Origin of the sequence: Streptomyces sp. PA03-1a (assembly GCF_033792805.1) — a bacterium.
Classification (GTDB): domain Bacteria; phylum Actinomycetota; class Actinomycetes; order Streptomycetales; family Streptomycetaceae; genus Actinacidiphila.
The window spans coordinates 16,300-37,503 of sequence record NZ_JARAVO010000075.1; the positions used below are offsets into that span (position 1 = coordinate 16,300).

Consider the following 21,204-nt stretch of genomic DNA (forward strand, 5'->3'; position numbering starts at 1 on the left):
GACATCGCCGACGTCCCTTGGTGCGTCCGCGGGGCGCCGCCGGTACGGTGGCCCCATGTCGGCCTTCCGGACGCCTCAAGTGATTCTGTTCAGTGATGATCTCCCGCGGGCCGTTGCCTTCTACGTCCGGCTGGGATTCACCGAGACGTTCCGTGTGCCCATGGAGGGCGAGCCGATTCACGTCGATCTCAGCCTGGACGGATACAAGATCGGCATCGCCTCCGCTGCCTCCACCCGCGATGACCACGGCCTTGACCCGCTTGTCCACGGCCAGCGCGCGGCCGTCGTCCTCTGGACGGACGATACGACCGCGGCCTACGACGCTCTTGTCGCGGACGGAGCACCCGCCCTGGCGCCCCCGCATGCCTGGCTGGATCGGCTGCTGATCGCCTGGACGGCTGACCCCGACGGCAACCCCGTACAGATTGCGCAGTCCATGGCGCGACCGGCCGCAGGTCAGAAACCGGACGGGCCGTCTTGACGCAGCGCATGGTTCCAGGCCGGGTATCAGCAGGCCTGGATTGACACCGTCACAGATCAGTCCAACGGGTCAGGCCACTGATGGGCGGGCAGGAGTTCGCGCAGCCTCGCCGTCTTGTGGCGTCCCAGGACTACGTCGGCATCCAGGTTCGCCGGGTCGATCTGGCGCATGAACTCCCGGCACCGGCCGCATGGCGGGAGGACGTGCAAGACGCCCTCGTCATTCCGCCACACGGCGACCACCTTCGCGATCCGGTACTCCCGAGCGGTCACCATGGCGGCGATGGCCGAGTGCTCCGCGCAGAACCCGGTCCCCGACCCGGTGTCGATGCACACGCCTGAATACAGGTTGCCGGCATCGGTGACCAGCGTGGAACCCACGTCGCCGAACAGCCGGTCACCCACCCTGTGCGGATGGAGCACGGCCTCCGCGGCAGCGATCAGTTCATCGTTCGACACAATGATCACTTGCTGGAAGATACCCACCCGGCCACCCCGAGGCCACTGCATTCGGCCCTGCTCTTCGCCTGGGGCGTGGCGTCCGCCGACTCAGGCGGCGATGCCGCGCTTGTCCATGGAGTCCTCGACGATGCGCAGCCCTTCCAAGCCCGGCAGCTTCGCGATGTGCGAGTCGACGTCGCGGACGAGCCTGCGGCCCTCGGCGCCTGCGAAGAGGTGGGTCATGACGTGCGTGACCTCGCTCTCGGGCATGACGCCGGAGCCGACCGGGCCCCAGGCCTTCTCGAGCGCGAACCGGGCGACCACGCGGGCCTTCTTGCTCGCCGCGAGCCGGTCACGGGCCTGCGACGCGTAGAACGCGACGTGCTTCGTCTCCTGCTGCGCGATCCGCTTCAGCAGTGGCACCAGAACCGGGTGGCTCTCCAGCGCCGCGAGCCGGTGGTAGGCAGCGTGCGCCGACCACTCGTTCGCCGCACCCCACGCCATGTGCACCGCGACGAAGTCATGTCCGATGAGGCGGCTCATCGCCGTCTGCTTCACCGTCCCCAAGCGGTCCTTCCAGCCGAGCTTCAGACGGGTCGCCTTGAGCTCGTCGAAGTCGACGCGGACGCCGTGGCGCTCGAGCACGGCCGCGAGCGCTTCGCCGTGCCAGAACTCCTCGCGGTTCCACATCGTCATGAAAGTGCCCACCGCGGGCTCGTTGTGGGACGGGGTCGTCAGCAGATCACGCATGTAGCAGACCGTGTGGTACTCGATGTCGCACATGTAGCGCAACGTCCGCAGCGTCCCCTCGGGCAGCGGGTTGCGCTCGAACTCGTCGAAGTCGAGGTCGGACCACTGCACCCCGGTGGAGTTCTTGGCGTACTTGTCTATGTCGAAAGCCATCAGGCACTCTCCTCTTCGGTCCGCGCCGTATCCGTCACCCGTGCAGCGATGACCTCGCTGCGCGCACCCGAACCGCCCCTCTTCCAGCGGTGGATGTCCCAGTTCCTCTTGTGCGACTCGCGCGTCAGTTCGGCGTCGGGGTTGATCGCCGAAGGCTTGCCCAGCAAGGACAGCCACGCCAGGTCGCAGTGGCTGTCGCCGTAGCCGTAGGACGCCGCGAGGTCGTAGCCGCCTTCCTCGGCGTACCGCAGGAGCCACGCGGCCCTCGCCTCGTCGACGAGCGGCGGCTTCGCGAGGTAGCCGGTGAGCACACCGTCCTTCGCGTGCATGGAGCTGCCGACGACCTCGTCGAACAGGCCGGCGAGCGGAGCGGCGAGGAGGCCGATGGAGCCGGTGACCAGGACGGTGCGGTGACCCGCCGCACGGTGCTCGCGGATGCGCGCCAGGGCGTCCGCACTCGTGTGCCGCAGCATCGTGTCGGCGTACCCGCGCCGCACGACCTCCTCGAGACGGGCGACGGGCAGGCCGCGGTAGCGGCGCAGGAACGCCCGGATGAACTCGCCGCGGTCGCGCTTCTCGGCGCGGAGGTAGCCGGGCAGCGAGGCGAGCAGGTCCGCGGCCTCCTTCGGCCAGGCCGCCTTGCGCAAGCCCGAGGTACGCACCCAGAGGTACTGCTCGACGATGTTGGAGTCGACGACGGTCCGTTCGAGGTCGAAGACGGCGAGCACGTCGGTACGCTCCGGCAGCGCGGGTTTCGGGCGGGCGTTCGCCGGCCGGGCGCCCGCGGCCTTCCGGCGGCGGTGGGCCGCTGTCAGCTCGCTCAGGGAGGGGAGGTGCACCTTCTGCAGGTACTCCTCCCAGTCGATCCGCTCCACATCGAAGCCACGGTCCTCGCGCACCTCGCCCGGAAGGGCGTTGTTCAGCGCGCGGGCGTTGCGGTCGTCGAAGATGATCTCGGTCTGCACGTAGGCGCGGTAGAGGTCGGTGAAGTTGCTCAAGGTGGCGATGCCGGCGCGCAGCTTGGCGTTCTCGGCCGCCAGGGCGCGCTTGCGCTCGTCGTTCGGCATCAGCCGCAGAGCGGCGTCCCAGAGGTCGGCCTTCTTCTTCGCCAGCAGAAGACGTCGGTTGAACCTGCGCTCGCCCGCGAACTTCCAGGTCGGCACCTTGACGAAACCGTCGTCCTTGGGCAGCGGGTGCTGCATGTAGTAGTCGCGTACGTTCTCGTACATGCGGTGGAAGGGCAGCGGATTCGATGCGCCCGAGGCGATGTGGAAGTACGTCGGCTGGTCGACGGGGGTCGGGTTGGCCGCCGCGGCGAGGATGGCGTTGACGACGAAGTCGACGGGGATGACGTCGAGGATCGAGTCGGGCAGCCCCGGGAAGTCCGGCAGCTGGCCGCGGCCGTAGGCGAAGATCAGCGGATCGGCGACCTTGAAGCCGTCGATCCAGCCGGGGAACGGATGCTCCAGGGCGCTCTCGATGATCGCGGGCCGGACCACCGAAAGCCGGTGTCCGGCCTCGCCCCACAGGTCTTCCGCGGCACGTTCCGCGAGTGCCTTCGTCAGTGTGTAGACGTCGGTCCACCCCAGGCTCTGGGCGCGCCGCCGGCCGGCGTCGACGAGGTGGGAACGCACCCACTCGCGCCGTGCGTCCTCGCTCGCGCGGGCCGCCGCGATCGGGCCCTCCTTGCCGTGGTCGCCGCGGGCGCGGGACATGAACCGCTCGAGCCGCGCCGGTTCCCGCGAGGTGAGCTCGGCGCGCTCGTGGGCCTGTGTCGCGGAGCGCCATTCGGCGCGCCAGTCGACGTCGTGCTCGAGCCTGGCCTCGGGCACCACACCGCGGCGGAGTCCCCCGACGTAGCAGGTCGACACGTGGACGACGTGCGGGTCCGATCCGGAGGCGAGAAGGGCCTGGTAGAGGCTCACGGCACCGTGGACGTTCGTGTCGAACGCCTCGTGGATGGGCGGGTCGAACGAGACGGTCGACGCCGAGTGGATCACGACGTCGAGGTCGGAAGGCAGCTCGGGAATGCTGGTCATGCTGCCGTCGAGCACGGTGATCCGCTCACGGACGACGCGCTCGGCCTCTTCGGCCCCCACGGCGTCCCGCCAGCGCCCGAACACGGGTTTGCGCAGCAGCCGCCGGAGCCGGTCCTGCCCGGTCTGTGTGCCCTTCCCGCGCACGAGGAGCGAGATGTGGGTGGCGGGGTGATCGGTGAGCAGCCGCTCGAGGACGGCTTGCCCGACGAAGCCGGTCGCGCCGGTGAGCAGGACGTGCGCGTTGCCGAGTTCGGTCTTCGCGGTGTGCGGCGTCACGGAAGGAGCCTCGATTCCACGGTGGATGCGACACCGGGACCGATGCCGGGGAGCGCGGCGACCATCGAGCGGATCCGGCCCGCCTCGGCCCTTCCGCTCTGGTCGCCGAAGACATGGCGTTCGAAGAAGGTGCGCTCGTGCCGGGAGCGATCGACCGAGCCGAGGGGCCAGGCGGAGTGCCGGAGGGCGCGCCGGGTGATGCGCTGGGCGCGGACCGAGCGCCGGAGCCGCAGCTCCGCCTCCTCGGCGAGGAAGTGGATGTGACGCTGCTTGATCTCCACGATGGGGTCGGTGATCGACGCCATGGCGGGGGACACGTCGGCCAGACGCCGGTAGGCCGCCTGCGTGATCCATTCGTCCACGAGGCTCGTCGTCACGTGTTCGGCGACGATCTGCGTACCGGTGATGTTGGCGATGAGGGAGCGACGGATCGGGCCACGGCGCTCGCGCCGTTCCGCCAGTACCCACCGTGCCGGCCCGGCGGTCGAAGGCAGGCCGCGGGCGGCCGGGGAGGCATCCTGGACGGCGTCGAGGGCGTCGGCGATCCAGAATCGCTCGAACATCCACGTGGTGAGGAACGCGGTGACCCGGGCGTCCTTGTGCGTCGCCGTCACGAGGAGGTCGCGTACGCGGTGCAGCGTTGCGCGTTCCATGTCGCGCAGCGCGCGAACGAGCCGGATGGATTCGGCGTCGAGCGGCTCTTCGGCGAGCGACCCGAGGTCGAGCCTTCCGCGGTGGCTGCCGTGTGCCGTGCGGGCGAATTCACGCACGTCGAAGCCCGCTGTCCCGGGTGGCGCGGTCGTCGCCTCGTCGTTTGAGTTCATGCGCGGGCTTTCTGGGGCCGGAGGAGGGGCAACTCTGGAGCGGCCCCGGAAGGCGCGAAAGGCTGTCGGGGGCTATGACGTCCGACCGGGAAACCCGCGCATGTGTGACAGCCGGCCGGGTTCCGCTTCGTGGGGGACGGTGCGAGCCAGAGGATGAATGAGGGCAAACCCGCTCGATCGTGACGGATGGCGTTCTGCCGGTGTCGAGGCCTTTCACTCTGCGTCTCGTCCGCATGAGCACGTGCGGAAGTTCGTGTCACAGGGTTGATGCGTGCCCGGTCGTACGTGATGAGCCGGGAAACGAAGGGTGCGTCAGGCGCGAGGAGTCAGCCATCGGCTGCTGCCGCGCCCGATGGCATGGACCCGCTCGCCACCCCATGTGAACGCTACGAGCGGGGAGTCCGGATGCCGAGCAGATGGCATATGAAACTATGCTGAGCCGTACGGGAGTCGCACTTGTCACCGGTGCGACGTCGGGTATCGGAGCAGCGTTCGCGCGCGCCCTGGCGGATCGCGGCTGGGACCTCGTCCTGGTGGCGCGCGACAGGGAGCGGCTTGGCCGCATGGCGGTCGAGCTCGGTTCCCGGGGCCGTGCCGTCGAGGTGCTGCCCGCCGACCTGTCCGATCGCGCCGACGTCGAAGGTGTCGTCGCGCGACTGGAGGACCCCGCCCGTCCGGTGGACATGCTCGTGAACAACGCCGGTTTCGGCGTGCACGCATCGATCACCTCGGCCGACACCGCTTCCCACGACCGGGCGATCGAGGTCATGGGACGCGCGGTGCTGGTGCTCGCCGGTGCCGCCGGGCGGGCCATGCGCGGACGCGGACAGGGTGCGATCGTCAACGTGTCGAGCACGGCCGGCTTCGTCACGATGGGGAGCTATTCGGCCGTCAAGGCCTTCGTGACCTCGCTCACCGAGGGACTGGCGAACGAACTGCACGGAACGGGCGTCACCGTGACGGCTCTGTGTCCCGGTTGGGTCCGCACGGAATTCCACGCCCGGGCCGGAATCCGGTCGTCGAGCATTCCGAACTTCCTCTGGCTCGACGCCGATCGACTCGTGGAGACGAGCCTTCGCGACGTGCGGCGCGGACGGGTGATCTCCATGCCGAGCCTCCGGTACCGGCTGCTCATCTGGTTCACACGTCATCTTCCGCGCCACACGGTGCGGTGGATCTCGCGACGGATCTCGTCCAGCCGCAACGACTCTCGCACGCACTGAAAGAAATGGTGCGGGCGAGCCCGCACGGGAAGGAAGCGGATGCCCGCGACGATGCGCGACCGTTTCACCTCACGCTCTCACGCTGCGGCGCGATTCGTCGCGCAGCGGGGGCTGTTGAAGCCCGTCGTGTGGAGTGTGACCAGCGTCACGGTACTCGGGCGCGAGTGCCTGGAAAAGGTCGAGGACGCCTATGTGGTCGTCGCCAACCACACGTCCCACCTCGACACGCCGCTCATCATGGGTGCGCTGCCCCGCCGCTTGGCGCGTTACCTCGCGGTGGGAGCCGCCGCCGACTACTTCTTCGACGTGTGGCGGCGGCGCGGCCTCACGGCCCTCTTCTTCAACGCCTTCCCGGTCGACCGCACCGGAGCGAGCGCGCGCAGAGTGAGCGCCAGGGCCCTGCTGAACCGGGGAGTGCCGCTCCTGATCTTCCCCGAGGGCACCCGCTCGCGCGACGGATCGCTCGGGGCGTTCAAGCCCGGGGCGGCGGCGCTCGCCTCGTCGGCCGAGGTGCCGGTGCTCCCCGTCGCGGTCATCGGGGCGTACGCGGCGCATCCTCGCGGGTCGAATTGGCCCAAACCGGGCCGCCTGCCGGTCGGGGTGGTCTTCGGCGAACCGCTCACTGCCCTTCCCGGAGAGTCGGTGGACGAGTTCAGCGAACGCATCCGCTCCGCGATCGTCAGCCTGGCCGAGGAGAACTCCGACCGGATCCTCGGCGCCCACGCCACCTCACGTCGTCCTATCTGAAGGAGACCGTCCGTGACCGAACCCACCTCCCGCACCGACGCAATGCGCACCGGTGAGGTGAAACACATGAAGTGGTGGGGCTGGGGCGTGGAAGGCGTCGGCTTCCACCACGAGGACAAGCCTGGTTTCGCCCCGTTCGTGCACAAGGCGGTCGGTCTCGACCTCCGGGCGGGCGAGCGCACCGGACAGCCCGACTTCTCACAGTTGAAGGTGCCGGCCTCGACGGTGCCGGAGGAGTTCGGCAGGGTTCTGAGCGGCATCGTCGGGCCCGGGAACGCCGTCGTCGACGACCTGTCCCGGGTCGTCCACACGTACGGCAAGAGCCTGCGTGACCTGGTCCGACTCCGAGCCGGCGAGATCGCGCGCACTCCCGACGTGGTCGTCTACCCGGCCGACGAGGCGGAGGTGCAGAGCGTCGTCGACGCGGCCGTCGAGGCGGACGCCGTGATCATCCCCTTCGGGGGCGGCAGCAACATCGCGGGCAGCCTCGAGCCGCACGCGGACGAGTCGCGGGTGGTCGTCTCGCTCGACCTCGGTCGCCTGGGCCGCGTGCTGGAGATCGACACCGACTCCGGCCTGGCACGCATCCAGGCCGGCGCGCTGGGTCCTGACCTCGAGGCGCAACTCAACCGGCGCGGCTGGACGATGGGGCACTTCCCCGACTCGTTCACCCACTCCTCGCTCGGCGGGTGGGTCGCCACGCGCTCGTCGGGCATGCAGTCGGACAAGTACGGCGACATCGCGGACATCGTCAAGGGACTGCGTGTCGTGCGGGCCGGCGGGGTCCTCGTGATCCGTGCCGTTCCGAGTGCGTCGACCGGGCCGAGCGTGCGGGAGATGGTGGTGGGCTCGGAGGGGCGGCTCGGCGTCATCACCGAGGTCACGGTGCAGGTGCACCGGCTCCCCGAGAGGCGTGGCATCTACGCCTACTTCTTCAAGAACTTCGACCACGGCCTCGCCGCGATGCAGGAGATCGCCGGGAGCGACGCCTCGCCCTCGGTCACCCGTATCTCGGACGCGCACGAGACGGGCTTCTCTCTCGCGACGACCAAGGAGTCGAAGGGTGTCGCCAGGACGGCGCAGGCCGGCCTCATGGCGTACCTCAAGCGGCGTGGCTGGGACCTCGACGAGATCTGCCTCTCGTTCATCGGCTTCGAAGGGGGCACGGCGCACGCGAAGCGTCAGAAGTCGATCGTCGACCGGATCGTGCGCAAGCACCACGGCATCGGCGTCGGCAAGGGACCCGGTGCACTCTACGACCAGAAGAAGTTCGACACGCCCTACATCCGCGACTTCCTGCTCGACCACGGTGCCGCAGGCGATGTGAGCGAGACCGCCGGGCCGTGGTCGAAGCTCCGTGGCATCCATGCGGCGGTCTACGAGGCGGCCGACAGCGCCTACGAGAAGATCGGCCGCAAGGGCTGGACGATGTGCCACATGTCGCACTCGTACCACTCAGGCGCCTGCCTGTACTTCACCTTCGCCTTCGTGTTCGGTGACGACCCGCTCGGCGAGTACGACACGGTCAAGCGCGAGATCCAGCAGGCGTTCGTCGACGCGGGCGGCACGATCTCGCACCACCACGGGGTGGGCCTGGAGCACGCGCCGTGGCTGGAGGAGGACATCTCGGCCCAGGGCGTCGCGGTCATGTCGGGCCTCTTCGACGCCGTGGACCCGGGTGGCAACTTCAACCCGCGCAAGATCGTGGTCTGAGCCTGGCGGTCCCTGCTGCCCGATCCTGGGGGAGAGTGCCGACTGAGTACGGCAACGGTCGTCGCTGTGACGGGTGGCGGTGTCCGGGCGGTGGGTGACCGCAGCTTCGTGGAGTCCGCGAGCTCGTCGAGGCCCCACGCGGGCCTGACTGCCCACCAACTGCCGTGCGCGGCGGGAGACGCCCCGATGGGCGTGCGAGCCAGGAGCGATCCCCGCAGCAGACCACTCATGGCTTTCCCGGTCCACGTGCCGGTCTCGGTCAGCGAGACGAGCCACTGCGCCGCTTCGGCCCGCCCGCGCGCCATCGTGATCCGCAGGCACGCCTCGATCACCCGTCCGTCTCGATGGCGTACGGCTGTGGTGCCCGACCAGCCGTTCTGGGCCCGTCAGTGCTTGACGAAGTCCGGCGTGGTCTGCCCCTCGCCGAAGAGCGGTAGCACCAGAGCGGCCGACCGGCCCACTACGTCCGAGGCTGCGTACCCGACCAGGCGTTCGGCGGCCTGTGTCCATGCGGCGACGACCCCCTGCCCGTCCAGCAGGGCGATGGCCGCGTCGGGTATGTCGAGCCTCTCGGCTGGTTACCGAGTGCCAGGCGGTCAAAGCTCTTCGTGGTCATCGAACTGGCCGCCCTTGTGTGCGACGTGGGGGAGTGGGTGGAGATTTCCGCGCGTAGTTGAAAGGCCAATACAAAGAGGGCGAAGGCTCAGTGCCGATACTGCTCTGACCTGCAGAAATGCCGACTAGCGGTGATGGGCAGGGGTATGAAGCCCCCGTGTGACCCGTGGCTGAGCGCCGGGCTCGCCGGGCGGCAAGCCGGTCCCCGCGGTGCCGGCCCCACCTGCCGGATGTTCAGGCAGCGCTACCGGTGGGGCGCGGAGCACGCAGATGGGCGCGCTGGGCCAGCTCATCCTCTTCGACCACGGTGAGCATCGGCTGGCCCGGTGCGCAGAGCATGGTCACGACGAATTCGGTTCGCTGGTCATCCAGGGCGTTGCCGTCCTGGTAGTGGATCACGTCCCCGCCCGGCTCCCAGAACGTCTCACCGGCCTTGATCACGCGCTCCGGCTCGCCCTCGAGCTCAAAACGCACCGCGCCCTCGGTGACGTAGCCGAAGGCCGGTCCCGAGTGCCGGTGCGGAGGCGCGCCGGGATCACCGGGTTCCCGCCAGACGATGATGGTCATCGACGTGGCGCCCTCGGGGACGAAAGGCGGCTTGACGTCTTGCAGCGTCTTCAGCTGCGACTTCCACAGCTCCGAGCGGGGCTGCTCTTCGGTCCTGTCCACTGATGTCTCGTCCGACATGGTGCTGCACCTCCGTGGATCACCATCCGCCGCCCGTGCCACTGCGCGGCAGCCGTACCCGATTCCAGGTTCACACCCATCCTTCGAGTGCACGACCGGGGTGGCCGCCTGGCCGGGCACGCCGGGCAGACACTGATCGGTCGGTGAAGGGTTTGCTTCCATCCCGAGTCGTCAGCACCCCTCGGGTGCGTGGTGGACCGAGAACTCCCCCGACCGGATCGGCTTGCCGCATGCCTGGCACACGACCTCTGCGCCGAAGACTTCGCCGCAAACGTTGTGGATGAAGTCGACCCGGGGCACGGTGTCCTCGCCATGAGTGTCGCCCCAGCGTTTGCGACCCACCGGCACGCCGACGGAGCGCGGAAGAGGGGGGACCTGCAGAAGGAGCTGCCACCCGGCCGCGGCGGGTGCGCGCCGCCAAAGTGTACGCCTCCCGCAAGCACCCCGCTTACCTGCGCAGACGTGCCATTCGCTGCGCTCCTAGGGTCGTATCCCGAACAGGAAGCGCGTCGCCCGTGTACGGCGGACCAGCAGCTCGTACGCGGTGAGGGTGAGGATGAGGGCGATCACCACGAGCACGGCGTACTCAACCAGGATCGGCGCAGACCAGCCAACCACGAAGTATGCGACGGCGACCACGATCGGCTGGTGCAGGACGTACAGCGGCAGCACGGCTGCGGCGAGATAGCCGTAGAGGCGCCGACGCGTCGTCGGGGTCGGGTTCGGCGCCGCACGCGGTTGCTCCGGCCGCCGACGGTCGAGGAGGCCCGGGATGGCCACCACCAGGCACCATCCGGCCGCACCGAACAGCGCCCGTGAGACGGTGGCCAGGGCGGTCATCTCCGTGAAGGGCTCCTCGGTCAGGGCAAAGCCGGGGCCGGCTGCCGCGAACAGCAGGGCGCCGAGCCAGGCTGCCGTCCCGGCGTCGCGCCGCATCACGGTGCGGAAGCGGTCGTCGGTGGCGAGCGCGAAGCCGGCGACGAAGAACAGCAGGTACGACCAGCGGTGCCAGCCCGCGAAGTCCTCCTCCAGCCGCGCGAAGGCACAGATCGCCGCGAAGGCGAGGGCCGGCAGGAACACGACGCCCCGCCGGCGCAGGGTCGCCTCCGCCACCCGGTCGCCGATGCGGCGGACGCGCTCGCGCGGTAACCACCGGTGGAACGGCAGCAGCATGAGGGAGAACGCCAGGAGGAGCACGACGAACCAAAGATGGCCGGTCTCGAAGTGCTCGCCCTGGACGAGGAAGGGGAACTCCTCCGGCTCCAGGTGCACGTCGAAGAAGCGGGGCAGGAAGCCGAGGTACGACTCGTGGTAGTCGGCGTCGGCCGAGCGCAGCCGCAGCCACTGCGGCAGCGGGTTCAGCACGAGGGTCGCGAAGACCAGCGGAACGCCGAGCCGCAGCAGCCGCTCGCCGGCGAAGCCTCCCGCGCCGCGGCGCTGAAGCGAGTGCCAGGCACCCAGGCCGGAGATGAGGAACAGCAGTGGCATGGCCCAGACGACCCCGAACCCGGCGATGATCATGACGGCTTCGGTGGTCTCGGCGTTCTTGACGTAGAAGTCGTCGTCGGCAGCGAATACGAGCGCCGAGTGGAAGAAGACCAGCCCGATCACGACCAGCATCCGGATCGCGTCCAGCTCCGGCCGCCGCTCCGGTAGCGGTGCCTGCGCCGGTTCTGTGCGCGTCCCCATGGCTGTGCCCCCCGTCGCCTGTACGTCACCAGTGTTGGCAAGGCGCCCGCCGGGCGCCACCCCCGCAACGGACTCCGTTCACGCGGAAGATCAACTTTCGATGCCCGCCCTGGTGCGTCGGCTGCAGATCATGATCTTGCCGGTGAAGGCCGGCGCGGACCTGGGTGCGGCCTCGGGGCCGGCTACCACCGCGGGTTACGGCAACGAGCGTGTCAGCCAGACCACTTCGCCGTTGTCCTCCGTGGAAACGTGATCCCGCTCGAACCCGAGCTTCTCCAGGACACGGAGCGACGGTGTGTTCCACGTGCCGACGGTCGACCAGAGCCGTTTCCGCCCGGTCGCAATTGCGGCGTCGAGCACCGCACGGGCCGCCTCGGTGGCGTAACCATGCCCATGCGCGCGCTGGAACAACTCATACGCGATTTCGGGTTCGTCCAGGGTGGAGCGGCCGATGATCAACCCGCAATAGCCGATGAAGTCGCCTTCATCCCGACGCTGGATGGGCAGCAGGGCGATCCCCGTGCTCTCCGTTGCGGCGAGCAGTTCCGCGATGGCCGTCCGGATGCGCTCGACCGTGGGCGTGCCGTTGCCGCGTTCGGAGAGGAGGGCGCTGAATTCAGCGGCGTCCGACTCGGCCCACGGCCGCAGTATCAGCCGCTCGGTCTCAAGGTGGAACGACATCGTCTCGTACGTAGACATGCCCCTACTCTGCCCCACGGCTCATCGCGCACCGCCCCGCACCTCATCTAGAAGAACCAGCGGCCGTTGCCGCTGTTCTGTCGTATGCCAGGTAGAAGCACTTGTTGAGGGCGACTGCCGTCGGTCGGCGGTCCGGGTGCGGGCATCCCACCCTGGTCCGCCTGCTATGGTGCGCCGATGTCAGCGATCAAGAAGTTCCAAGTCACCTTTGACTGCGCAGAACCTGAGCGCCTCGCTCGTTTCTGGTGCGAGGTGTTGGGGTACGTCGTACCGCCGCCCCCGGAGGGGTTCGCCACCTGGGAGGAATTCAACGGCACCCTGCCTCCTGCGGAGCGGGGTTCATGGTTCGCGTGCAGTGATCCCTCAGGCGTGGGCCCGCGCCTGTACTTCCAGCGCGTCCCCGAAGGCAAGATCGTCAAGAACCGCGTGCATCTCGACGTCCGGGTCGGCACCGGGCTCGTGGGGGACGAGCGCCTCGCCACGCTCGAAGCTGAGTGCGCACGACTCGTCGCGCTCGGCGCCACCCATGTGCAAACGCTGTACGCCGATGAGGAAAACGAGTCGTGCATCCCCATGCTGGACATCGAGGGCAACGAATTCTGTATCGACTGAGCATCCTCACGCCCGCCGCCGGAACCTCACGGGGTGCGCCCGTCTCTGATCGCCGCACCGGCTGAGTACGATCACCCACGCCGGTCTGAGTACGCGAACGGTTACCCGCCGCGTGCGGCGCCGGAAGGGTGGACGCATGCGCCGACTACTGCTGCTCACCCCACTGCTGCTGTTCGCCGTCGGCTGCGGGGTGGTGCAGTCCTCCGAGGACGAGGCGACGGACGCCGCACGGGAGGTGGCCAGGACCGCGGGTGAGCGGCTCTACGGCCAGCGTCCGCGCACGGCGGAGGAGGTCGGGCGCGCCGCTTCCGGCATCGACGGCGTGGAGGTACTGCGGGTGACGGGTACCTCGACACACGACGGGGACGGTGTCGACGTGGTCGTCCGCACGTCCGGCTCGGCGTACGACGGATGGCTCGACGCCGAGGAGGTCGTCGTGCGGCGCTGTTTTGCGGTGCGCGTGTCGCCCAGGTCGGAGTGGCGTGAGGATCCGCGTGACGTGGAGTGTCCGGATGGGCCTCCGCTGACTTTCGCCCCACCCCCCGAACCGCCCCGGTTGCCGTACGAGGAGCTCCGCGCGGAACTCCCCCGGGTGCCGGAGGGCGGCCGGGTGGACGAGGCCGAGGTGCGCCGTACGCTCGCCGCCCTGGACCTGGATCCGGCGATCCGTACCGAAGTGAAGGCGGACGGCGGCCTGGTCGGCGTTCTCCTGTCGGTGAAGGGCAACGGCTTCGACGCGCAGGACTGCCTTCTTGCCCGCGTGGGCCCCGGGGCCACCGAGGTGTGGGTGCCGCCCCGGATCCAGCGGATGCCCGGAGAGGGCGGCTGCACCGTCGGCAATGCCCTGGACCCGGAACCGCCACCGCACTGAACGCAGTGGCTGCCTCCGGTTCAGCGCCGCACCGTCTGCCACAGGGCGCGGTAGAAGTCGGGGTAGGTCCGTTCCACGTGCACGGCATACCGGACGGTTTCCGCGTGGCGGGTGGGCAGCTGGTTGATCGGGACGCTCATCGCCGCGTGGTGCTCGATGTGCAGGTTGTTGCCGTTGGTGAACCAGGTGCTGAACCAACTCCCCCGGATGGAAGGGGTGTTACGAAGGACATCAGCGGTGTCGGTGTCGCAGAGGATGTGTTCCGGCAGCTCCACGAGGAAGTGCATCGGCACGGAGAGCAGCAGGGGCAGCAGCCACAGGAGCAGCACCTCCTCGTGGTAGCCGGCGGCGGTGAGGACGACCACCGAGGCGATGACGCCGCCGAGGACGAGGTGCTCGGTGATCATCCGGCGGCTCATCTTCCGGCTGATGCCGCCGAGTTCGTACTGCCAGCGACCGGTTGCCGCGCGGGCGACGTCGCGGACGACCACCGCGAGCCGCCGGTAGTCGAACAGTCCGCGCAGGAGCATCCCCTTCGTCAGGGGTTCACGGGTGTCGAAGCCGAAGAACTCGGTGTCCTGCGGCGTACCGAGGTAGCGGTGGTGCTGCAGGTGCCGGACCCGGTAGTGGCTGTAGACCACGAGCATCGGTATGCCGAGCGGCACTCCGACGAGCCGGTGCGGCCATGCCCGCCGGAAGGCCGAGTGGTGCAGGGCCTGGTGCTGCAGCCCGACCGCGTGGGTGTACATGGCGGCCAGGAGCACCACGCCGATGACCGCGGCCGGCGGTTCTGACCGCAGTGTGAGGGTGGCGCCGAGCGCGGTCAGCGCGGTCAGCGCGGCCAGCGCGGCCAGCTTGGCAAGGAAGATCCGTTCGTCCCTCGCGGCCGTGAGCGTCCGGGCGAACAACAACGTGGGGGACGGTGCCACGTGGGTCATCGAACATTCTCCGTGAGGGGGTTCGCTCAGCGTCCGCTGAGCAGCACGACGGGGTTCCGGCGAGGGCGGTGGTCCGGGCGTGGCCGACGCCCCTCCCGCGTTCGCGAAGAGCGGCACGGAGACGGTGAACACCATGCTGGCCTACGGGTGGCCGGGGGCCAGTGATGCCACGTAGGGGGCCAGTTTGGCGGGGCTCACCACCCACATGATGCGCTCGATGCCCCGCTCCGACACATCGGCAGTCACGAGCGCCACCGCGTCACCACGGGTCGAGACGAGGGCAGCCGGCCTGCCGTTGGCCTCCACCCAGCGGATCTCCGTCTCGGGCCAGAAGCGCGGGGAGTAGGCGACAAGAGTCCTGGAGACGTCTGCCCGGCCGACGATCGGGATCCTGGACGCTCCGCGCGTGCCCGCGCTGTCGGCGTAACTGACGACGTCGGCGGCGAGAAGTTCCTCAAGTGCCGCCAGATCGCCGGTTCGCGCCGCCGCGACGAACGCCTTCAGCAGGCGCCGGTGCGCGGTGGAACTGACCGGCTCCCTGCGTTCCGCCGCCAGATGCTTCCGGGCACGGCTCACCAACTGGCGCGTATTGGCCTCACTCGTCTCCAGGATGTCCGCGACCTGCTGGTACGGATAGTCGAATGCCTCCCTCAGCACGTAGGCGGCCCGCTCCACTGGGTTCAGCTTCTCCAGCAGGAAGAGAACCGCCATGTCGAGTGCCTCGGCCCGTTCCGCTCCCAAGTGCGGATCCACTCCGGTGTATACCGGCTCCGGAAGCCAGGGCCCGACGTACGACTCGCGCCGCATCCTGGCCGACTTGGCGCAATTGATGGCGAGACGGCTGGTGATCGTCGCAAGGAACGCGGCCGGATCCTGGACGTCGCCACGGTCGACGGTCTGCCACCGCAGCCACGTCTCCTGGACGATGTCCTCGGCCTCCGCGGCACTGCCCAGCACGCGGTAGGCGATACCGAAGAGCCGGGGACGCGCGGCCATGAAGTCCTTCGTCGCCTGCTCAAGGGAGTCTGCGTCATCACCCGCACGTATGAGTGGCCTCCAATGTCGCATCACCACGGCTCATGGCAGGCCCAGTGGGACGCGCGCTGAGCGGTGTGGTCCTGCTTGCCGCGGGATCCAGGTCGGACCGCCCCCTGAACTCAATGCTGGATGAACGTATCACACTGTCTGATCATCAAGGTGGACGGCGTGTTTGCGTGGGAAGGGTAGGCGAAGCGCCAGGTAGACGGCTATCTGGGCGTGCTGTTGGCGTTATCTCGGGGGAGGGCCGCTCTCTTGATGTGGCGCCTTTATGACACTGTTGTGATGCTTAACTGTCTGCCGCGTCACATCGTGCCCGCGCGAGCCAGTCACGTTCATATCTCCATGTACGCTGCATTCATGTCTGAAGGTGCAGCGATCACCGGTACCGCGCTGGTCACCGGGGCCTCGCGTGGCCTCGGCGCAGTGATCGCCCGACGTCTCGCGTCCGACGGGCACCCGGTGGCCGTTGTGTACCGGTCGGGGGCCGAGGCCGCTCGCCGGGTGGTGACGGACGTACGCGCCGCGGGCGGCACCGCCGAGGCCTTCGCCGCAGACGTGACCGACGAGGCCGCCGTCACCAGGCTCGTGGCGGACGTGACGGCCCGCCTCGGCCCGGTTGCCACTCTCGTCGTCAACGCAACCGGCCCGCAGCCCGACGTGGATCCGGCGACGGTGACCTGGCAAGACCATCTCGCCCAGCTCGTGTTCTTCGTCAAGAGCCCCGCACTGCTGATGCAGGCGGTACTGCCGACCATGCGCGAGCACGGTGGCGGCCGGATCATCCAGATCGGCTCGGACGTGCTGGAGCGCGCGGTGCCCGAGATGTCGGCCTACGTTGCCGCCAAGGCCGCCCAGCACAGCCTGACCAAGTCCTGGGCCCAAGCCCTCGGCCCGTTCGGGATCACCGTGAACACCGTCGCCCCAGGCTGGATCCCGGTCGAACGGCACGCCGGAGCGGACCCCGACTCCCTGGCCGCATACGCCGCCGAAGTGCCACTGGGACGCATGGGCCGACCGGAAGACGTCGCCGCCGCCGTGGCCTTCCTCGCAACACCGGACGCCGGCTTCATCACCGGCGAACGCATCAAGGTCAACGGTGGTATCGCCCTCAGCTAAGGGTTGTCCCTCAATCGCAGGAGGCCGCTCGGTGTGAGGTCACCTTGAGCGGTCGGTGGCCTGCTGTGACAGGGTTAGCCAGTGCCGTATGACCTCGCTCCCTACGACCTTACCTGGGCGGAGGTCGACCCCCGCCTCCACCCTTTCGACGCTCCGTCGACCCCCGAGGTGGTTGCCGCCCTTGGGCCTGCCCGGCAGGTGCCCGTCCGACCTGCGGGGTCCGCTGCGGACCCGGCTGTGATCGGCTGGTCCGACGGCGAAGGGCAGGTTTGGGCGGATGCCATGACCCGCGCCCTCGTCGAGCGCTTCGGTCGCTGGGCGCTCGGCTGGCGCTGGGGGCACGACGAGGGGGACATCGGTGGTGGCCCAGTCGGCAGTTGGTGCTGTCCACGGGACTCGATCACCAGCCCGGACGAGACTCTGACCAGAGTCGCCACGGCGTTGTGTGAGTGGCGCGCCTGGCTGGCGGACCTGGCCGGGCGTTTCGACCGGTACCGACTGGACTCCGTCTCGGTCGAGGACAGACAACACGCATGGCAGCGTGCTGCCGTTCGCCTGGTCACGCATGTCGTGGACCGCACCCGCGCCGGGGATGCGTGGTACGGGCACTGCAAGCAGGTGCTCGCCTGGTTCCTCGCACGCTGGGGCGTGCCGGCGGCCACGGGGGAGGCGCTGGTCGAGGAAGCGATCGGCGGACGATTCGAGAGTTGGACCGGACCCGAGCCCGACGTCGTGGACGACGTGGTGCAGCGCCTCGCGCGGTCACTCGCACGGCCCGGCGGAGTCTGAACATGTCGTGACCGGACTGCCACCGTGGTCCGGCTCAGCCGGACACGTCCATGCGCTGCGTGCCGATCACCGACAGGAGCCGCAGCGCCTCCTCCGCGGGCGAGCCGGGGTCCGCGGTGTAGATCACGACCTGCTGGTCGCGGTCGGTGATGTCGAGGACGTCGCAGTTCACGGTGATGCGGCCGATCAGCGGGTGGTGGACGGTCTTGCGCAGGGTGGGCTCGGCGTGCACGTCGTGGGCGGCCCACAGCCGGGCGAACTCCGCGCTGCCGGCGAGGAGGTCCTCCACCAGGGCGGCCACCTCGGGGTCGTCGGGGTAGCGGGCGGCGGTGGCACGCAGGTGCCGGGCCGCGGCGTGGGCGAACGCCGCCGCCTCGGACGGGTCGTACACCAGCCGCTCCCGCGATCGCGGTGCGAGAAAGGCACGGCGGACCAGGTTGCGCTCGGGCCGGGACAGAGCCGAGAAGTCCTCCAGCAGAGCTGCCGCCAGGTCGTTCCAGGCGATCACCTCGTATGTCGCGGACAGCACGATCGCCGCGGCGTGCGGCAGCCGCCGCAGCAGGTCGAGGATGCTCTGCCGCACTTCACGCGGGGGCCCGGCGGGCGGGCCGGGCGGGGCGCCGGCGAGGTGGTGCAGGTGGTCGCGTTCGGCGTCCGACAGGCGCAGGGCCCGGGCCAGACCGGCGAGCACCTCGCGCGACGGGCGCGGGCCGCGGGACTGCTCCAGCCGGGTGTAGTACTCGGTCGAGATGAACGCCAGCTGCGCCACCTCCTCGCGGCGCAGCCCCGGGGTGCGGCGGCGCGGCCCGGCGGGCAGACCCACGTCGGCGGGGGTGATGCCCTCACGCCTGCTGCGCAGGAAGCCTGCGAGTTCCCGTCTGTCCACGCCGTCCAGTGTGCGCGGTGCCCCAAAGCCGATCCAGGTACCGCCGGTGCCTGGATGGGCTGCGCGGACGGACGGAGGCTCGATGCCATGGACGACGCACAGACCATCGACACCTCCGCCCCCGCCGCCATGGGCCTGCTGGCCGGCAAAGTCGCCTTCATCACCGGTGCCGGTCGCGGTATCGGCGCCGCCGCAGCGCGGCTGTTCGCCCGGGAGGGCGCCCGGGTGCTGCTCGCGGCCCGCACGGAGGACCAGCTCAAGACGGTGACCGAGGAAATCCGGGCGGCGGGCGGCACCGCCGGGTACGCGGTGTGCGACCTGGCCGACGGGGCCAGTGTCCGTGCCGCCGTCGACCGCGCCGTGGACCTGTACGGCCGGCTCGACGTCGCCTTCAACAACGCGGCGACCAGCGTGCCGCCGGCCCCGCTGGACCACGTGCCCGAGGCGGATTTCGACCACGTCTACACCGTGAACCTCAAGGGTCCGTGGCTGGCCATGTCCGCCGAGGTCGCCGCCATCCGGGCCACCGCCGGCACGGGGGCGATCGTCAACAACTCGTCCGTCGGCAGCCTCAGGGGCAACCCCACACTGCCTGCCTACGGTGCGATGAAGCGCGCGGTCAACAGCCTCACTGAGTCGGCAGCCGTCACCTACGGCCCGGAGAGCATCCGCGTCAACGCCATCGCCCCCGGCACCACACTGACCGAGATGATCCGTGAGTGGAACGACCGCGCACCCGGCGTCGTCGACCAGCTGAACGCGCGCACCCCGCTGCGCCGTGCGGCCGACCCCGACGAGATCGCCCAGGCCGCCGCCTGGCTCCTGAGCGACCGTGCCTCGTACGTCACCGGGACCGTGCTCCCGGTCGACGGCGGCATGCAGGCATGAGGCCTGGACACGCCTGACGGACCGGTCGCGGGCGGCTCCGGGGGGTCGCCTTGCCTCCCGCCCGCCACCGAGTCCCTTGGTGAACGGAACCGCTCTACGGCCGGAAGCCGTCGATCGCCAGTTCCAGCAGGCGCTTGGCCTGGGCGGCGCCTTCGGGGTTGTCGGGGGTACGCCACAGGCAGCTCATGAGCATGATGACGTCGACGGGGTCGATGCCGGGGCGTACCTCGCCTGCGCGTTCGCATGCGTCGAGGAGTCGGCCCACGGCCGCGGTGACCGGGGGCCACGAGGCGCTGACGACCTCTTGCGCGGCGGCGGAGTGCAGTGCTTCTCCGAGGCCGTGCTTGATGCGTACGTAGGCGGCGAGGGTGGTGAACCAGTGCTGCAGCGCGTCCAGCGGGGCGTGGGCGGCGAGAATGCCCGGCACCGAGTCCACCAGGCGGTCGACGTCGCGGCGGTGGACCTCCAGGATCAGCGCTTCCCGGGTGGGGAAGTGCCGGTAGAGCGTGCCGGGGCCGACGCCCGCGCGTTTGGCGATCGAGTTGAGCGAGGCGTCCGGGGATTCGGCGAGCGCGTCGTGGGCGACCTGGAGGATGGCTTCCCGGTTCTTCAGCGCGTCGGAGCGCTGCCGTGCGGCGTCGGGCATGGGTCCTCCAGGCGTGCGGACGGCCGTCCGTTGCGAAACGGAGAGCTCTCCGTTAACGTGGCCGAGGTCAAGCGGAGAGATCTCCGCTTAATGTCGTCCTCCATTGTAGGAGTCCCCTCGTGCGCTACATCAAACTCGGCCGCACCGGCCTGGACGTCTCCCCGGTGGCCATCGGCGCCATGACCTACGGCGAACCCGACCGCGGCCACCCCGTCTGGTCCCTGGACGAAGAGGCCAGTCGGCCCCTGATCAAGCACGCCCTGGAAGCGGGCATCAACTTCTTCGACACCGCCAACCTGTACTCCTACGGCTCCAGCGAGGAGATCCTCGGCCGCGCGCTGAAGGACTATGCGGACCGCGACGACGTCGTCATCACCACCAAGGTCCGCCACGTCATGCGCCCCGGCAGCCCCAACGGCGGCGGCCTGTCCCGCAAGGCGATCATGAGCGAGGTCGAGCACAGCCTCCGTCGCCTGGGCACCGACCACGTCGACGTCTTCATGATCCACCGCCTCGACAGCGACACGCCGCTGGAGGAGACGCTGGAAGCGCTGCACGACGTCGTGAAGTCCGGCAAGGCCCGGTACCTCGGCGCGTCCTCCATGCACGCCTGGCAGTTCGCCAAGGCCCTCCACCTCCAGGAACGTCACGGCTGGGCCCGGTTCGTCACCCTGCAGGACCACTACAACCTGCTCGCCCGCGAGGAGGAACGCGAAATGCTCCCGCTCTGTGCCGACGAGGGCGTCGCCACCATGATCTGGAGCCCCCTGGCACGCGGCCGCCTCGCCCGCCCCTTCGACCAGGCCACCACCGGCGACCGCGCCGCGACCGACGGCGCCTACGCCGACACGCTCTACGGCAACACCGAAAGCGACCGGCAGATCATCGACGAGGTCGGCGCCATCGCCGCCGCCCGAGGCCGCACCCGCGCACAGATCGCCCTCGCCTGGCTGCGCCGCAACCCCGTCGTCGCGGCCCCCGTCGTCGGCGCCCGCACCATCCGGCAGATCGACGACGCCGTCGCGTCCCTCGACCTCGACATCACCGACGAGGAAGCCCGCCGCCTGGAAGCCCCCTACAC

22 protein-coding genes are annotated in these 21,204 nt (G+C 69.6%); 10 read left to right on the forward strand and 12 right to left on the reverse strand.

Translation table 11 applies throughout. The annotated features are described in order from the left end of the window. Positions 1-55 precede the first annotated feature (55 nt). Positions 56-481 (forward strand): VOC family protein, encoded by a 426-nt coding sequence (locus PV341_RS18650; protein ID WP_500326123.1) that lies wholly within the window; start codon positions 56-58, stop codon positions 479-481. A 56-nt stretch (positions 482-537) separates the two neighbouring features. Here the strand turns inward: PV341_RS18650 and PV341_RS18655 are convergent, their stop codons facing one another. The 4 genes from PV341_RS18655 to PV341_RS18670 form a co-directional block, all read right to left on the reverse strand. Then, the gene (locus tag PV341_RS18655; protein WP_500358420.1) at positions 538-966 is read right to left on the reverse strand and encodes a cytidine deaminase family protein; all 429 of its coding nucleotides are present in this window, start codon (positions 964-966) and stop codon (positions 538-540) included. A 63-nt stretch (positions 967-1,029) separates the two neighbouring features. After that, positions 1,030-1,824: a ferritin-like domain-containing protein gene (locus PV341_RS18660; protein WP_499509997.1), complete on the reverse strand. Its 795-nt coding sequence runs from the start codon at positions 1,822-1,824 to the stop codon at positions 1,030-1,032. After that, on the reverse strand, positions 1,824-4,139 hold the full coding sequence (locus tag PV341_RS18665) for an SDR family oxidoreductase (RefSeq protein ID WP_500326117.1): 2,316 nt from the start codon (positions 4,137-4,139) through the stop codon (positions 1,824-1,826). Before PV341_RS18665 ends, PV341_RS18660 begins: the two co-directional genes overlap by 1 nt. After that, the gene (locus tag PV341_RS18670) at positions 4,136-4,963 is read right to left on the reverse strand and encodes a hypothetical protein (protein WP_500358421.1); all 828 of its coding nucleotides are present in this window, start codon (positions 4,961-4,963) and stop codon (positions 4,136-4,138) included. Before PV341_RS18670 ends, PV341_RS18665 begins: the two co-directional genes overlap by 4 nt. A 431-nt stretch (positions 4,964-5,394) precedes the next feature. Here PV341_RS18670 and PV341_RS18675 point away from each other — a divergent pair, with 431 nt between their 5' ends. The 3 genes from PV341_RS18675 (at position 5,395) to PV341_RS18685 (ending at position 8,646) form a co-directional block, all read left to right on the forward strand. Then, positions 5,395-6,186, forward strand: coding sequence for an SDR family NAD(P)-dependent oxidoreductase (locus PV341_RS18675; protein ID WP_500326114.1), 792 nt, complete (start codon positions 5,395-5,397; stop codon positions 6,184-6,186). Between the two features lie 135 nt (positions 6,187-6,321). Next, positions 6,322-6,933 (forward strand): lysophospholipid acyltransferase family protein, encoded by a 612-nt coding sequence (locus tag PV341_RS18680; RefSeq protein ID WP_500326112.1) that lies wholly within the window; start codon positions 6,322-6,324, stop codon positions 6,931-6,933. 12 nt (positions 6,934-6,945) lie between these two features. After that, positions 6,946-8,646, forward strand: a complete 1,701-nt coding sequence (locus PV341_RS18685) for an FAD-binding oxidoreductase (RefSeq protein WP_500358422.1) — start codon at positions 6,946-6,948, stop codon at positions 8,644-8,646. A 386-nt stretch (positions 8,647-9,032) separates the two neighbouring features. Here the strand turns inward: PV341_RS18685 and PV341_RS18690 are convergent, their stop codons facing one another. The 4 genes from PV341_RS18690 to PV341_RS18705 form a co-directional block, all read right to left on the reverse strand. Next, a complete protein-coding gene (locus tag PV341_RS18690) occupies positions 9,033-9,206 on the reverse strand; it encodes a PAS domain S-box protein (RefSeq protein WP_500358439.1) in 174 nt (57 codons plus the stop codon). 289 nt (positions 9,207-9,495) lie between these two features. Beyond that, positions 9,496-9,948, reverse strand: coding sequence for a cupin domain-containing protein (locus PV341_RS18695; RefSeq protein WP_500326108.1), 453 nt, complete (start codon positions 9,946-9,948; stop codon positions 9,496-9,498). A 480-nt stretch (positions 9,949-10,428) separates the two neighbouring features. Continuing rightward, positions 10,429-11,637: an acyltransferase family protein gene (locus tag PV341_RS18700; protein WP_500358424.1), complete on the reverse strand. Its 1,209-nt coding sequence runs from the start codon at positions 11,635-11,637 to the stop codon at positions 10,429-10,431. Between the two features lie 195 nt (positions 11,638-11,832). Next, positions 11,833-12,336: a GNAT family N-acetyltransferase gene (locus PV341_RS18705; RefSeq protein WP_500326105.1), complete on the reverse strand. Its 504-nt coding sequence runs from the start codon at positions 12,334-12,336 to the stop codon at positions 11,833-11,835. Positions 12,337-12,513: 177 nt separating this feature from the next. Here PV341_RS18705 and PV341_RS18710 point away from each other — a divergent pair, with 177 nt between their 5' ends. Both PV341_RS18710 and PV341_RS18715 read left to right on the forward strand, forming a co-directional pair. Next, positions 12,514-12,948, forward strand: coding sequence for a VOC family protein (locus PV341_RS18710; RefSeq protein ID WP_500326103.1), 435 nt, complete (start codon positions 12,514-12,516; stop codon positions 12,946-12,948). Positions 12,949-13,084: 136 nt separating this feature from the next. Beyond that, the gene (locus tag PV341_RS18715; protein WP_500326101.1) at positions 13,085-13,819 is read left to right on the forward strand and encodes a translation initiation factor IF-2; all 735 of its coding nucleotides are present in this window, start codon (positions 13,085-13,087) and stop codon (positions 13,817-13,819) included. A 20-nt stretch (positions 13,820-13,839) separates the two neighbouring features. Here the strand turns inward: PV341_RS18715 and PV341_RS18720 are convergent, their stop codons facing one another. After that, a complete protein-coding gene (locus tag PV341_RS18720) occupies positions 13,840-14,757 on the reverse strand; it encodes a fatty acid desaturase family protein (RefSeq protein WP_500358426.1) in 918 nt (305 codons plus the stop codon). A 141-nt stretch (positions 14,758-14,898) separates the two neighbouring features. Further along, the gene (locus tag PV341_RS18725) at positions 14,899-15,825 is read right to left on the reverse strand and encodes an RNA polymerase sigma-70 factor (protein WP_500358428.1); all 927 of its coding nucleotides are present in this window, start codon (positions 15,823-15,825) and stop codon (positions 14,899-14,901) included. Positions 15,826-16,155: 330 nt separating this feature from the next. Between PV341_RS18725 and PV341_RS18730 the strand changes: the two genes are divergently transcribed. Beyond that, entirely contained in the window at positions 16,156-16,914 is a 759-nt protein-coding gene (locus tag PV341_RS18730; RefSeq protein WP_500326100.1) for an SDR family NAD(P)-dependent oxidoreductase, read from the forward strand. Between the two features lie 237 nt (positions 16,915-17,151). Continuing rightward, positions 17,152-17,703 carry a hypothetical protein gene (locus PV341_RS18735; RefSeq protein ID WP_500358430.1) on the forward strand — a complete coding sequence of 184 codons (552 nt, stop codon included), beginning with the start codon at positions 17,152-17,154 and terminating at the stop codon, positions 17,701-17,703. Between the two features lie 34 nt (positions 17,704-17,737). Here the strand turns inward: PV341_RS18735 and PV341_RS18740 are convergent, their stop codons facing one another. Continuing rightward, the gene (locus tag PV341_RS18740) at positions 17,738-18,589 is read right to left on the reverse strand and encodes a helix-turn-helix transcriptional regulator (protein WP_500326097.1); all 852 of its coding nucleotides are present in this window, start codon (positions 18,587-18,589) and stop codon (positions 17,738-17,740) included. 87 nt (positions 18,590-18,676) lie between these two features. Here PV341_RS18740 and PV341_RS18745 point away from each other — a divergent pair, with 87 nt between their 5' ends. Then, positions 18,677-19,477 (forward strand): SDR family NAD(P)-dependent oxidoreductase, encoded by an 801-nt coding sequence (locus tag PV341_RS18745; protein WP_500358432.1) that lies wholly within the window; start codon positions 18,677-18,679, stop codon positions 19,475-19,477. 94 nt (positions 19,478-19,571) lie between these two features. On the opposite strand, the gene PV341_RS18750 is transcribed toward PV341_RS18745, so the two are convergent. Next, positions 19,572-20,123, reverse strand: coding sequence for a TetR/AcrR family transcriptional regulator (locus tag PV341_RS18750; protein WP_500358434.1), 552 nt, complete (start codon positions 20,121-20,123; stop codon positions 19,572-19,574). A gap of 119 nt (positions 20,124-20,242) precedes the next feature. Here PV341_RS18750 and PV341_RS18755 point away from each other — a divergent pair. Further along, positions 20,243-21,204, forward strand: a 962-nt coding sequence (locus PV341_RS18755) for an aldo/keto reductase (protein WP_500358436.1), incomplete at its 3' end; no start/stop codon positions are given.

Bases quoted from the DNA above. Each gene is read 5' to 3' on its own strand.
- PV341_RS18650 (WP_500326123.1), top strand. From the start codon at position 56: ATGTCGGCCTTCCGGACGCCTCAAGTGATTCTGTTCAGTGATGATCTC.
- PV341_RS18710 (WP_500326103.1), top strand. From the start codon at position 12,514: ATGTCAGCGATCAAGAAGTTCCAAGTCACCTTTGACTGCGCAGAACCT.
- PV341_RS18745 (WP_500358432.1), top strand. From the start codon at position 18,677: ATGGACGACGCACAGACCATCGACACCTCCGCCCCCGCCGCCATGGGC.
- PV341_RS18750 (WP_500358434.1), bottom strand. From the start codon at position 20,123: ATGCCCGACGCCGCACGGCAGCGCTCCGACGCGCTGAAGAACCGGGAA.
- PV341_RS18670 (WP_500358421.1), bottom strand. From the start codon at position 4,963: ATGAACTCAAACGACGAGGCGACGACCGCGCCACCCGGGACAGCGGGC.
- PV341_RS18730 (WP_500326100.1), top strand. From the start codon at position 16,156: ATGTCTGAAGGTGCAGCGATCACCGGTACCGCGCTGGTCACCGGGGCC.
- PV341_RS18700 (WP_500358424.1), bottom strand. From the start codon at position 11,637: ATGGGGACGCGCACAGAACCGGCGCAGGCACCGCTACCGGAGCGGCGG.
- PV341_RS18695 (WP_500326108.1), bottom strand. From the start codon at position 9,948: ATGTCGGACGAGACATCAGTGGACAGGACCGAAGAGCAGCCCCGCTCG.
- PV341_RS18660 (WP_499509997.1), bottom strand. From the start codon at position 1,824: ATGGCTTTCGACATAGACAAGTACGCCAAGAACTCCACCGGGGTGCAG.
- PV341_RS18720 (WP_500358426.1), bottom strand. From the start codon at position 14,757: ATGACCCACGTGGCACCGTCCCCCACGTTGTTGTTCGCCCGGACGCTC.
- PV341_RS18705 (WP_500326105.1), bottom strand. From the start codon at position 12,336: ATGTCTACGTACGAGACGATGTCGTTCCACCTTGAGACCGAGCGGCTG.
- PV341_RS18675 (WP_500326114.1), top strand. From the start codon at position 5,395: ATGCTGAGCCGTACGGGAGTCGCACTTGTCACCGGTGCGACGTCGGGT.
- PV341_RS18725 (WP_500358428.1), bottom strand. From the start codon at position 15,825: ATGCGACATTGGAGGCCACTCATACGTGCGGGTGATGACGCAGACTCC.
- PV341_RS18715 (WP_500326101.1), top strand. From the start codon at position 13,085: ATGCGCCGACTACTGCTGCTCACCCCACTGCTGCTGTTCGCCGTCGGC.